This window comes from Pseudomonas sp. RP-B7 (assembly GCF_059803535.1).
Genome location: NZ_JAPFHC010000001.1, coordinates 75020 through 87696, shown reverse-complemented (window position 1 = coordinate 87696; position 12677 = coordinate 75020). Strand labels below are relative to the sequence as shown.

The following is a 12677-nucleotide window of genomic DNA, read 5'->3' as shown; positions in this document are numbered from 1 at the left end:
AAAGGCGCCCGAAGGCGCCCTCTCACAGGTCGATAACCAGATTTGAAGTCGGGCGACTGCAGCACAGCAAACGCATGCCCTTGTCGATCTCGCGCTGACGGATGCCGCCGTTGTGTTTCATCTCCACGCTGCCTTCGAGCACGGCGGTTTTGCACGTGCCGCACACACCCTGGCTGCAGGAAGAGGGCACCACCGCACCCGCCTTCTTCGCCGCCGATAACACGGTCTGGTCGGCGGTCATGGTGAATTCCTTGCCCGAGCGGGCCAGGCGCACGGTGAAGGTATCCTGCGCCTGACCGGGTGCAGTGATCGGCGTAGATTCAACGACGAGGTCGGCGTTTATGTCGAAGCTTTCCTGGTGATAACTCGCCATGTTGAAACCGGCACTGCCCAGCAATGCCTTGGCCGCATCCATGTAGCCTTTGGGGCCGCAGGTGAAGACGGCGCGCTCCATGAAGTCGGGGATTCGCTGCTGAAGTTCGTTGATCGACAAGCGCCCGATCGGGCCGGCCCAGTCCGGTTCGTCGCCCAGGCCCTCACAGAAGAACAGGGTGCGCAGGCGCGGCATGGAGCGTTCGAGGCGGGCCAGCTCATCTCGGAAGATGATGTCTTTGGGCGTGCGCGCGCTGTGCACGAAGACAATGTCCAGGTCTGCGTGCAGGTCGGCAGCGGCGCGGGTCATCGCCATCAGCGGGGTGATACCAGAGCCGGCGGAAAGGTACAGCAGCTTGCGCGACGGCCCTGCCACCGGAGTAAATATCCCCGCCGGGCCGGAGGCCGCCAGTGCATCGCCCGCCTTGAGATTGTCGTGCAGCCAGTTGGAAACTGCGCCGCCCGGCACTCGCTTGACGGTGATCGAGAAGGTGAACGGACGGGTCGGTGTGGAGGACAGCGTATAGCAGCGCGATATGCTCTGGCCCTCAATCACGGGAGACACGGTCAGGAACTGGCCGGGTTCGTAGGCCAGGGCAGGGTAATCCGGGGAGTGGAACACGAACGTCTTCACGTCGTGGGTCTCGGCGACCACGCTCAGGCATTCGATGCGTTTGCTCTCGCCGCTGGCCCATTGGGCGCCGTGGGCGGCCCAGTGATCGGTATCGACGAAGCGCTGGTCAGCGCGCAGGCTGGCAATGTTCTCGAGCATGCTCATCACCGTTAAATTCCATGCACTGCAAGGCGGGCATCGTACCAGCGGACAAACTGGTCAACGTACGGCTCGGTAAATTCGGAATAGGGGCCGGGGATATAAGCCGGGTCCTGGGTGCCGCTATGAGTGATGGCTACCAGGTTGGCATCCTGCTGGGTGGTGGCAACCCAGACTTCGGTGAGGCGCTGTAGGTCGTAATCGACACCTTCAACCGCGTCCTGGTGCACCAGCCACTTTGTGCGCACCAAGGTACGATCCGGCGCCAGTGGGATGATCCAACTGATCATCGCGTGGTCGCTCATCACGTGGGCCCAGCCATTGTTGCCCCACAGGTGCGTGTCGCCGAGATCGCGACGGGTGAGGTTGCCCAGCAGCTTGGTGCAGGCGACCTTGGTGTCGAGGGTCTGGGATTCGCCGCTGCCGGCGATGATCATGCGCTGGGTGCGGAACTGGGTAGCGGTATCGCCGTCCAGGTACTCCACGGTGGTATAGAGGTGACCTTCACTTTCCCAGTTGGCTTCAATCCCGGCTTTGCGGATCTGATAGGCATCATAGGAGGCGCGCGCCTCTTCGCTCATTTCTTCATAACTGACGCCGAGGTCTTCGGACTGATAGGAGACGATCAACTCCGGGTGAGTGCCCGCACAGTGATAACACTCGCGGTTGTTTTCCATCACCAGTTTCCAGTTGCCGTTCTCGATATAGTCAAGTTCGTAGGCGATGCGCGTGTTGGTCAACTCATACGGCGCAAAGCGTGCGCCCATGACCTCTTCCTGGATGGCAATATCTGCTGGCGCGTTCTCGCTCAGACAGACAAATACATGCGCACCGATCACCTTGCAGTGCACCGGGATCAGGCTGCGGCATGTTGGATCGAAGCCCTTGCCCATATGCGCCGCGTGCTTGAGGCTGCCGTCCAGGTCGTAGGTCCACTGGTGGTAGGGGCAAACCAGCATGCCAACGGTGGACTTGCCGGGCGCTTTCAGGCGCGCACCGCGGTGGCGGCAGACGTTGCGGTAGGCGCGAATCTGTTCATCATCATCGCGCAGCACCATGATCGATGATTGGCCGATATCGGTAGTGAAGACATCGCCGGGCTCGGCAATATCTGCGGTCACTGCAACCAGTATCCAGTGCTGGGTGAAGAATATGTCGACGTCGGTTTCGAATATATCCTGTCGACTGAAAACTTCGCCTGGAAGACCACAGCCAAGTTCCCGAGACTCGATCACTTCACGGTGCGTTTTAATCGGCGCGCTGCTCATTGTTATTCCTCAGGCATTTTTATTTTAAGTATTACCAATGCGTCTGGAAGGATTATCTGAGTGGCTAAAAATACCGTCAATGCGCCTATTTTTACGGCTCGTATTACATCAAGTTATGAGTGAGCTTTCGATTTTTTCCGACAGGGGTGTACGGTCCTGAAGCCAACGGATCACTGCCCAGACTTCAGGTGTCGCGCTGCGTCCATCCGGGATAACCGCGTAGTAAGCATCGGTGGGGCGAACAAAAAAAGGCTCGAGTCGAACCAGTTCGCCACTGTCTATCAGGTGTTCCACCGCACGCCCCCAGCCAAGGCCGACGCCGTGGCCGTGGAGTGCGGCATGGACGACATCGGCGTGCAGGTTGCAGCGCAGGGTGTAGTGCAATTTGTGTGTCATCAGCCCCAACTGCTTGAACCAGCCTTGCCAGGTCATCCAGCCTTCGGTGGTAGAGTCGGAGTCCAGCAGGCCGGTACCCGCCAATGCCTCGAGGGTTTCGGGCGTGGGGTTTCGGGCCAGCCAATCAGGCGAGCAGACGGGAAAGATTTCTTCGTCGAACAACAGGATCACTTCGCCGTCATCCCACTGACCGTTGCCATAGCGTACGTACAGATCGGCTTCCTGGGTGCGCAAGTCACCGGTGAACATCTGCGTGACCAGGCGAAGCTGGATGTCCGGCAGCGCATCGCGCAGACGCGACAGGCGAGGAAGGAGCTGAAACTGCGAGAAGGAGGAGGTGACGCCAAGGATGATTTCCCGCCGCCCGCCTTCCTGGTTGATTTGGTCGAATACCGTGGCGATTTTTTGCAGCGACTCGGAAATGGTCGCGAACAGGGCCAGACCCTCATTGGTCAGTTCGATGCTGCGGTGCAAGCGGTGAAACAGTTGTGCCCCGACGTTTTCTTCGAGCACCTTGACCTGCTTGCTGACGGCCGCCTGGGTAACCCCAAGCTCCTTCGCTGCCTGGGTGAAGCTTTTCAGGCGGGCGACGGATTCAAACTGGAGGAGGGCGGTCATCGACGGAATGATCCGCCGGTAACCTTTGTGTCGGGTGCTGGCTTCTTGAGCTTTCATTGTTTTTCTTACTCATAGGTAGGCGAGTCGGTCACGCCACGAACTCGCTCCACACAGTGTACGCGTCGCCGCCCAATTCTGTGGGCGGGCTCGTCAGCGTCAGGCCGCTCAGGCCAACTGATAAGTCGTCTTGACCCGGGTAAAGAACTGCCGCGCATGGGTGCCTTGCTCTCGCGACCCCAGGCTCGATGCACCATTGCCGCCAAACGGCACGTGATAATCGACCCCGGCGGTCGGCAGGTTGACCATCACCATCCCCGCCGAACTGTTGCGCTTGAAATGTTCTGCATGATGCAGCGATGTGGTGACAATGCCCGCAGACAAACCGAATACGGTGTCCTCGGCAGCGGCGAACGCCTCTTCGTAATCGCGTACCTTCAGCACACTCAACACCGGCCCGAAGATCTCCTCGCGGTAAATGCGCATGTCAGGGCGTACGTCGGTAAACAGTGCGGGCGTGAACAAATGTGCGCCCGCCGGGGTTTCCACGCGCTCACCACCACACACCAGCGTCGCGCCTTGCTCAAGGCCGCTGGCAACGTATGCCAGGTTCTGCTCCAATTGCCGCGCATCCACCACCGGGCCGATATCGGTGGCGGCTTGCAGCGCATCCCCGACCGTCAGCGCGCGAGTTCGTTCGGCCAACCGCGCCACAAAAGCATCATGAATACCCGCGGTGACGATCACCCGTGAACTGGCGGTGCAGCGTTGGCCAGTGCTGTAAAAGGAACCGTTGAGCGCCACTTCGACCGCCTGTTCCAGGTCGGCATCATCAAGAACGATCAGTGGGTTCTTGCCGCCCATCTCCAATTGCACCTTCTTCATGCCTTGCGCCGCGAGCAGAGCGATCTGCCGGCCGGTGTGCTCGGAGCCGGTGAAACTGATGCCATCGATCTGTGGCGAGCGAATCAGCGTATCGCCGACGCTGCGACCCGGGCCGATCAGCAGGTTGAACACTCCCGCCGGCAGGCCGGCGCGGGAGATGATTTCAGCCAACGCCCAGGCAGAGGACGGCACCAGCTCCGCGGGCTTGAACACCACGCAGTTGCCGAAGCAGAGCGCCGGGGCGATCTTCCAGGCAGGGATGGCAATTGGAAAGTTCCACGGTGCGATAATGCCGATCACGCCCAAGGGCTGGGTGATGACGTCAATGCCCACATCCTGGCGCACCGACTCGTATTTCTCGCCCGAGGCCCGCAGCGCTTCCTGGGCGTAGAACTTGAACGAGCGACCGGCGCGGTCCACTTCCCCCAGCGCCTCGCGCACGACCTTGCCTTCTTCGCGGGCGAGCAGCGTGGCCAGCTCTTCGCGGCGAGCGAGGATTTCGCTACCGATAAAGTCCAACGCGTCGGCGCGCAGTTGCGGGTTGCTGCGCGCCCACTGTGGCTGCGCGCGGCGGGCGGCGGCGATGGCTTGTTCGGTCAGGGCCTCGTCGGCGCGCACAAAACGCTCGATCACTTCCTGCGGGTTGGACGGGTTGCGGTTTTCCAGCAGGTCGCTGCTGCTGTCGAGGGGAACGAAGGCGCCGTTGACATAGCTGCTCTTGGTGACGGGGTTCATGCGGATCGAATCCTTTATTCTTGGGTTTGCCCGCATGATGCTCAGCGCACGCCGGTGCCCGCTATTACGGGCATGACAATTGATAGGACACTGGGGTCGGTCAGCGGCTGGCTTGTCCTGAATCTATGATATAGCTGTCTTTGTATGATATTTCGGACCCGTTGCCCGCCTTATACTGAGCTTGCCGAACATCATCCCCCCCCGGCTGCACTGGAGAGCGAAACATGAACATTCAGCCCGCCAAGGTTAAACCGGACCTGCGTGTCGGTTTCGTGCTGCTGAATCAGTTCACGCTGGTGCCTGTGGCAGGCCTGGTCGACTCTTTGCGTTTCGCCGCCGATAAATCGTTCCGCAGCCAGCAGGTGTACTGTCAGTGGGATTGGATGACCTGTAATGACCAGCCGATCTACGCCAGCTGTGGCATGCCGATCTCGCCAACCCGGCCATTGAATCTGTTCGCCCAGTACGACTACATCGTGATCGCCGGAGGTTTGCTGGGGGAAACACGCAACCCGCCCGACTGGCTGCTCGATGCGCTGCGTGATGTGCATGCGGCTGAGATCCCGATTATCGCGCTGTGTTCGGCCTCCTTCGTACTGGGTAAGGCCCAGCTGCTCGATGGTCGGCGGTGCGCGGTGCATTTCACCATTCGCGAGGAGTTCGAAACGTTGTTTCCCCTGGCGAACTCGGTTATCGACAAGAGTTACGTGGAAGACCGCGGCATCATCACCTGCCCTGGCGGCACCGCCATCGACCTGGCCGCCAGCCTGATCCGCCGTCATTGCGGTGAGGTGCGGGCGCAAAAAGGACTGGAGTACCTGTTGGTGGAGGACCGGGCCGAAGATGAGCAGCAGACCAATCGGGTCTACCAGAACGACAGAGTGGAGCGGGCCATCGCCTTCATGCGTGACAATCTGGATGTGTCGCTGTCTCTCAAGACGGTGGCGGAAGCGGTCGGTACACACCCACGGCAACTGCACCGCGAATTCGTGGCCAATACTCAGGAACCACCGGCAAACTACTGGCGCAAGCTGCGTTTGGATCACGCCCGTCGCCTACTGGTCAACACCAGCCAAAACGTCACCACTATCGCTTTGGCAAGCGGTTTCTCCGACGCCTCGCACTTCATTTTGTGGTTTCGCAAGCAGTATGGTGAAACGCCCTACAGCTTCCGCAAGCGCCGGCATGAAGTGGAACGCTTCAACACTGAACGCCTCGGCGAAAGCGTCAGGGTGGACCCGGAGCTTTAAGGCGAGGGGAGTGGCGAGCGATTGAGCAGGGCATCGAATACAACTTCACAGGCCGCGCCCCACGTCGCGCTGCCTGGCTGGTGATTGAGCACATCCAGACCCGTCGCCGTGAATGTACCCGGTGTGGCGATTGCCCGGCCCAGCGCCTTGAGGCTGCGTTCCGGATGGGCGCGGGCGCTGAACAGGCAGTCTTCCAGATTACCCAGTACCAGCGTGCGCGCCTGTTCGGCAGGCATGCCCTTGTCGACCAGCCAGTGTTGCAGGTCATGAAGCAGGAAATAGAACCAGCCATTCATGCAGGCTGCCACGGTGGCCAGCTCGAACGCCGGTTCGTTGTCCACGACCACCAGCGAACCCAGAGGGCCCAGGCATTGCTGGGCCGTTTCATCGGGCGGGTAGACGACCACGGTCGATTGGTTGAACTGGGCGGTGTAGGACAGCATCACCCGCACGCAGACAGCACCGGGGAAAGTCGCCTGGAGCGTCTGCAGGTGCAGACCGGCGACCAGGGAAAGCAGGTGCTGGCCGGGTTTGACGGTGATCTCGGCGGCAAGTTGCGCAACGCTGTCAGGCCTTACCCCGAGCAGCAGTATGCCGGACTTGTCCACCAGGGCCTGATTGCTTGGCATGACCTCGCAGTTGCATTCATCGGCGAGTGCCTGGGCACGTTCGGTGTTGCGCGGTGACAACAGGATGATGCCGTCGAAACCGCTGCGGCGCAGGCCGCGCACGACTTTTTCGGTCAGCTCGCCAACTCCCAGGATGCCCAGACTCTGCATGATGTCTCCTTCAGGCTTCCAGGCCGGCGCGGCGCTGGCCCCAGTTGAGGTTCAGATTCACCCCCAGGCTCAGCAACGGCTCTGGTGGGTTGCGGTTGGGGCCGGGCGAGGAGAGCAGGAAGGCCGTCAACTCGTCCTGTTCACCTGCCAGCCAGTTGGCCAACAGTGTGCCCGTGGCGGTGCCACGCGTGATCCCCAGGCCATTGCAGCAAAGTGCCGCGTAAACGTTCGGCGCCAAGCTGCCGAAGTAGGACAAGTGGTTGCGCGACATGCACATGGAGCCGCCCCAGGTGTAGTCGAACGGCGTGTTCGCCAGCATCGGAAAGCGCCGGTCAAACGACGTGCGGTGCTGGCGGGCAGCGCGGTCCAGGAAGCGCTGCTGGGCCTGCCCGCTTGCGTTGAAACTGAAGCTGTTACGCACCAGCAGACGCTGGTCGGGTGTACGCCGCAACGTGGTGCCGAAAGGGTCGGCAGGGATGATGCCCCAGGCCTGCTTGCCACCCAGGCGTGCCTGTTCTTCTTCGGTCAGTGGCCGGGTCATGCTGGCATACGTGAAGACCGGCAGCAGGCGGCCTGGCAAGAACCCGAAATGTGAGGCAAAGGCGTTGTTGCAGAGCAGCAGTTCGTCCGCAACAAATTCGCCATCGGCGTGAAGCAGCGTGATCTTGTCGCCCTGTTCTATACGGGTGATGACGGTGTTTTCGTACAGGCTGACGTTCGCTGGCAGGTTGTCGGCAAGCCCCCTGACCAAGGCCGCTGGTTGCAACAGCATCGTGCCGGGGGTGTAAAGCGCCTGGCGATAGAACGACGTACCGAGGTGTTCCGGCAAGTCGCGGGCATCAATCATTTCGTAGGGCTGGCCGAGTTTGTCCAGGCCGCTGCGGTAGGCTTGCAGCACCGCCAGACCCTTGTCCTCCACGGCGGCCTGGTACTTGCCGTCCGAGCGCAGTTGGCAGTCTATGGAATAGTCTGCGACCCACGTGCGGATCATTGATTGAGCGAAGTGATTGAGCTTCAGATTCATCCGCGCGGTGGCCGGATCGCCGATGTAATCGGGGGCGCCGATGTCATGGGGCAAGTCGATGGCGAAGCCGGAATTACGTCCCGAGGCCCCGTAGCCGACCTGCTGCCCTTCGATCAGCACGATCTCGTCCTGGGGGAATTTCAGGGCCAGTTGGCGCGCGGCGGCGAGCCCGGTGAAGCCCGCGCCCAATACCACCCAACGCGCCTTGGTGCGGCCGCTATGTGCGGGGCGCGCGTGGCGTGGTGGGCTTAGGTGGAACCAGCCGCAGCCATCGTCGTCGGCCGGGGTGGATGTATTTCTGTACATTGATGCCAATCCCTTCTTTTTTCGCACTATCGCACTGGCTGAAGACTGAGCCCTATAACGATCGGGACAACTTATGGGAGGTAGGGGTTATAACGTGTCGGTGGCTATTTCTACACCGAGTGAAACGTAGTCGATCAGCTCATAGGTCGCACTGTCCACGAGTATGTGTTTGGGTACATACGTTTGCGCATCGCACTCAATTCCACCAAATTCTTCAGAACCAGCATTTTGAAAAAAACCGCTGTCGCCAGGGACGAAACAAGCTGCTCACCCATGGATTGGGCGACGTTGATAAGCGCGGACGGCCGCCACCCGTGGGGTGCAGCCGTACGGGCTATCCGAAATGTTCCGCTAATGGCTGTAACGGCTCATGAACACGGCCGCTCTCTTGGTCGCAACCGCCAGCGAATTTAGCTCGATGGTTTCGTTCTCTGTATGGGTCGCTTCGCCCACTGCGCCCAGGCCATCCAAGCTTGCGCTGACAAACTTACTCACGTAGGAAATATCTGCGCCACCCCGTTCCGTCGCGGGTACTGGCTCCAGCGCTGGTCCCACCAGATCCTGGCTGACCTGACTGTACTGCTTCAACAGCTCCAGGTTGCCTGGGGTTTGCGCCATGACGGGCATGATCGGTTTGAGCAAAAACGTGCTGCTCGTTTGGCTCAATGGCTGGCTGACGATTGCCTGTATCTTCGATTCAGCCTGATCTTTTTGCTCGTCACTGGCGAAACGCAGATCGCCATGAGTCAGCGAAGTCTTTGCCACACTGGTTTTTCTGCCTGACGCAACGCCCTTGCCATTCTCGATGTCTTCCGCTGCACTCGCGCCGCCCAGCACGATACCGGGGTTTATCGTCAGCCCAGGTGTGTTCGACAGTTGCGCCCGGATTTGATCGAGCACCCGCGCCGATTCATAAATGGCACCGAAGCCCGTGTCGGGTTGGAAAATGGTTGCCGAGTGGTGTTCCAGGCCCTTGCTGGTGAGGAACCATTCGCTCAAGCCTCTGCGGTTGGTCACCAACTGGTTCGCGGACAAGGCAAATTCAAAACCCAGGGCGATGTCGCTTTTTTTGGCTTCGTCGATCAGTGCCTTTCGCGAAATATCGGTTGGTTTGGCGGCCAGTTCTTCGTCGCCCACCAGCACCACGGCGATGTTCATGTCCTGCAACGAACCGTTGGCATTCAAGGCCTGCAAGGCGTAGAGCATGGTCACCATGCCGCCCTTGTCATCGATCACGCCGGGGCCTTTGGCCTTTTTGCCGTCTTCGATGTAGGTGAACTTCTGGAATTTGCTGTCCTCGGGAAACACCGTATCCAAGTGGCCAATCAGCAACAGACGCTTGGACGACTTGCCCTTGTGCACAGCCACCAGGCTTCCCGCATGTTTCATGTCGGCCGGCAGTTCATGCCAGTTGGTCTCAAAGCCCAGCGCTTGAAGTTTTTGCTTCATCAGGTTGCCGACCTGAGTAACACCCTTCACGTTTTCGGTGCCGCTGTTGATGTTGACCAGCGTTTCCAGCAGGGCCACTTGCTCGGCGTGATGCTGATCCACGTAAGTGACCAGCTTTTTCTCGGCATCGGACTGCCCGGCCATCGCGTACTGCGCAATTAAGGCCGTCAGCAGTAAATAAAGTGCTTTTTTCATGCTCACCAGATCCGTTAGACGAAAATTTGACAGGAACAGCAGTGGAGTGATCAGCGACGCTGCAGAAGGAAATCCCGGATGCGTTGCGCTGCTTCCACGCACTCGTCCACCGGCGCGACCAACGCCATTCTGATACGCGCAGCCCCTGGATTGACGCTGTCGACTTCCCGTGACAGGTAGGAGCCTGGCACCACGGTGACGTGTTGTTGCTCGAACAGCTCACGGGTGAACTGCGCGTCGTCCATCGGCACTTTTGCCCAGAGGTAGAAGCTGCCATCGGGCTTTTTGACGTCCATCACCGGCGCCAGAATCGCGAGCACTGCGTCGAATTTTTCGCGGTACAGATCGCGGTTTTCACGCACATGGGCTTCATCTTTCCAGGCGCACACGCTGGCCAGTTGGCTGTGCACGGGCATGGCGCAACCGTGGTAGGTGCGGTACAGCAAAAATGCCTTGAGAATGTCCGCGTCGCCCGCGACAAACCCCGAGCGCAGGCCCGGCAGGTTGGAGCGCTTGGACAGGCTATGAAACACCACGCAGCGCTTGAAATCGCTGCGACCCAGTGCTGCGCACGCCGTCAGCAAGCCCGGTGGCGGTGACGATTCGTCGAAGTACAGCTCGCTGTAGCATTCGTCTGCCGCGATCACAAAGTCATGCTCATCGGCCAGGGCGATCAGTTTTTTAAGGGTTTCCAGTGGCACCAGCGCGCCAGTTGGGTTGCCCGGCGAGCAGAGAAACAGCAGTTGGCAGCGCTTCCAGATGGCCGCCGGCACGCTGTCAAAATCCGGATTGAAGCTATTGTTGTCCAGGCAGGGCAGGTAGTGGGGGGTGGCACCGGCTAGAATCGCTGCGCCTTCGTAGATTTGATAGAACGGGTTGGGACTGATGACCAAGCCATCGTCTTCGCGGCGGACAACGGTTTGGGTAAAGGCAAACAGCGCTTCGCGCGTGCCGTTGACCGGCAGGATGTGGCGGGCAGGGTCCAGCCAGCCTTTAGGTACGTCAAAGCGCTGCTGGCACCAGCCAGCGATGGCTGCGCGTAGTTCCGGAATCCCCAGCGTCGCAGGGTAGATCGCCATCTTGTCGAGATTGGCTGCCAGCGCCTCTTTGACGAACGCGGGCGAGGGGTGTTTGGGCTCTCCGATAGACAGCGCGATAGGACGCAAGCTGCCGTTTGGCGTGACACCGTTCAACAGGGCGCGCAATTTTTCAAACGGGTAGGACTGCAGATGGGCTAAAGCGTCGTTCATCTCAGGTTCTCGGTACGGTGGATTACGCATCGGCTGTTCTGCTTGAACGCCAGGCTAATGGTGTTGCAATACCTCTGTAACATAATGTAATAGTATAACAATTGCTTTTCAACCACCCTACGGAGTGCTTGCCGCATGCTCTCGCCTACCCTCGAACTTGCCCGTGACATGATCCGACGTCCCTCTGTTACCCCCGTTGACGCTGGCTGCCAGCCCTTGATGATGGCGCGCCTGGCGCACGTCGGCTTTGCGCTGGAGCCGATGAAAATTGAGAACGTCGATAATTTCTGGGCCATCCACGGCAACAATGACGGGCCGGTATTGTGTTTCGCCGGGCATACCGACGTGGTGCCCACCGGACCCTTGCAGGCTTGGAAGATCCCGCCGTTCGATGCTTTGCTCGATGAGCAGGGGATGCTGCACGGTCGAGGCGCCTCCGACATGAAAGGCAGTCTGGCGGCGATGTTGGTGGCGGCCGAGCGCTTCGTGGTGGATTACCCGGATCACCGGGGCACCGTGGCATTTTTGATCACCAGCGATGAAGAAGGCCCCGCCCATCACGGCACAAAGGCGGTGGTCGAGCGCCTGGTGGCGCGTCAGCAGCGGCTGGACTGGTGCATTGTCGGCGAACCGTCCAGCACCACATTGGTGGGCGATGTGGTGAAGAACGGGCGACGCGGTTCGCTCGGCGCGACCCTCACGGTGCGTGGCAAGCAGGGGCATGTAGCGTATCCGCATCTGGCCAGAAACCCGATTCATCTCGCAGCGCCGGCGTTCGTCGAACTGGCCAGTGAGCATTGGGACAGCGGTAATGCGTTCTTCCCGCCCACCAGCTTCCAGGTGTCGAACCTGAACGCCGGCACGGGTGCAACCAACGTGATCCCTGGCGAGCTGGTAGCGGTGTTCAATTTCCGCTTTTCGACCGAGTCGACGGTCGAAGGCTTGAAGCAGCGTGTCGCGCAGATACTCGACAAGCATGGGCTGGACTGGCATATCGACTGGGCGTTGTCCGGCCTGCCGTTTCTCACTGAACCGGGCGCGTTGCTGGATGCCGTCGCAGCCAGCATCAAGGCCGTCACCGGGCGCGACACTCAGCCGTCAACCTCCGGCGGCACCTCGGACGGCCGCTTCATCGCCACCATGGGCACGCAAGTGGTCGAGCTGGGGCCGGTTAATGCCACGATCCACCAGGTCGACGAACATATCCTGGCCAGCGATCTGGATGTGCTGACCGAGATCTACTACCAGACCCTGATCAAGTTGCTGGCTTAAGGTCCGGGAGCGCGCTCCAGGCCTGACGTTATCAGCGATAGCGGCAGGCCTGGGGCGCGCCTGATCAGGTTGATTCGCTTAATGCGCAGGCGAAGGCCTTGAGAAAACA

10 protein-coding genes are annotated in these 12677 nt (G+C 60.2%); 2 read left to right on the top strand and 8 right to left on the bottom strand.

The window, feature by feature from the left end:
• Positions 1-22: 22 nt before the first annotated feature.
• The 4 genes from OPU96_RS00370 to OPU96_RS00355 form a co-directional block, all read right to left on the bottom strand.
• The gene (locus OPU96_RS00370; RefSeq protein ID WP_267863981.1) at positions 23-1150 is read right to left on the bottom strand and encodes an FAD-binding oxidoreductase; all 1128 of its coding nucleotides are present in this window, start codon (positions 1148-1150) and stop codon (positions 23-25) included.
• Positions 1151-1155: 5 nt separating this feature from the next.
• On the bottom strand, positions 1156-2412 hold the full coding sequence (locus OPU96_RS00365; RefSeq protein ID WP_267863982.1) for an aromatic ring-hydroxylating oxygenase subunit alpha: 1257 nt from the start codon (positions 2410-2412) through the stop codon (positions 1156-1158).
• 108 nt (positions 2413-2520) lie between these two features.
• A complete protein-coding gene (locus tag OPU96_RS00360) occupies positions 2521-3483 on the bottom strand; it encodes a LysR substrate-binding domain-containing protein (protein WP_267863983.1) in 963 nt (320 codons plus the stop codon).
• A 108-nt stretch (positions 3484-3591) separates the two neighbouring features.
• Positions 3592-5043 (bottom strand): aldehyde dehydrogenase family protein, encoded by a 1452-nt coding sequence (locus OPU96_RS00355; protein WP_267863984.1) that lies wholly within the window; start codon positions 5041-5043, stop codon positions 3592-3594.
• Between the two features lie 224 nt (positions 5044-5267).
• Here OPU96_RS00355 and OPU96_RS00350 point away from each other — a divergent pair, with 224 nt between their 5' ends.
• The gene (locus OPU96_RS00350; protein WP_267863985.1) at positions 5268-6293 is read left to right on the top strand and encodes a GlxA family transcriptional regulator; all 1026 of its coding nucleotides are present in this window, start codon (positions 5268-5270) and stop codon (positions 6291-6293) included.
• Here OPU96_RS00350 and OPU96_RS00345 read toward each other — a convergent pair.
• The 4 genes from OPU96_RS00345 to dapC form a co-directional block, all read right to left on the bottom strand.
• Positions 6290-7072 (bottom strand): NAD(P)-binding domain-containing protein, encoded by a 783-nt coding sequence (locus OPU96_RS00345; RefSeq protein WP_267863986.1) that lies wholly within the window; start codon positions 7070-7072, stop codon positions 6290-6292. The genes OPU96_RS00350 and OPU96_RS00345 overlap by 4 nt on opposite strands.
• Before the next feature lie 10 nt (positions 7073-7082).
• Entirely contained in the window at positions 7083-8402 is a 1320-nt protein-coding gene (locus OPU96_RS00340; protein WP_267863987.1) for an NAD(P)/FAD-dependent oxidoreductase, read from the bottom strand.
• Positions 8403-8753: 351 nt separating this feature from the next.
• Positions 8754-10046: a M20 family metallopeptidase gene (locus OPU96_RS00335; protein ID WP_498558470.1), complete on the bottom strand. Its 1293-nt coding sequence runs from the start codon at positions 10044-10046 to the stop codon at positions 8754-8756.
• A 50-nt stretch (positions 10047-10096) separates the two neighbouring features.
• Positions 10097-11296 (bottom strand): succinyldiaminopimelate transaminase, encoded by a 1200-nt coding sequence (gene dapC / locus OPU96_RS00330; RefSeq protein WP_267863989.1) that lies wholly within the window; start codon positions 11294-11296, stop codon positions 10097-10099.
• Positions 11297-11431: 135 nt separating this feature from the next.
• Between dapC and dapE the strand changes: the two genes are divergently transcribed.
• Positions 11432-12568: a succinyl-diaminopimelate desuccinylase gene (gene dapE, locus OPU96_RS00325; RefSeq protein ID WP_267863990.1), complete on the top strand. Its 1137-nt coding sequence runs from the start codon at positions 11432-11434 to the stop codon at positions 12566-12568.
• Positions 12569-12677 lie beyond the last annotated feature (109 nt).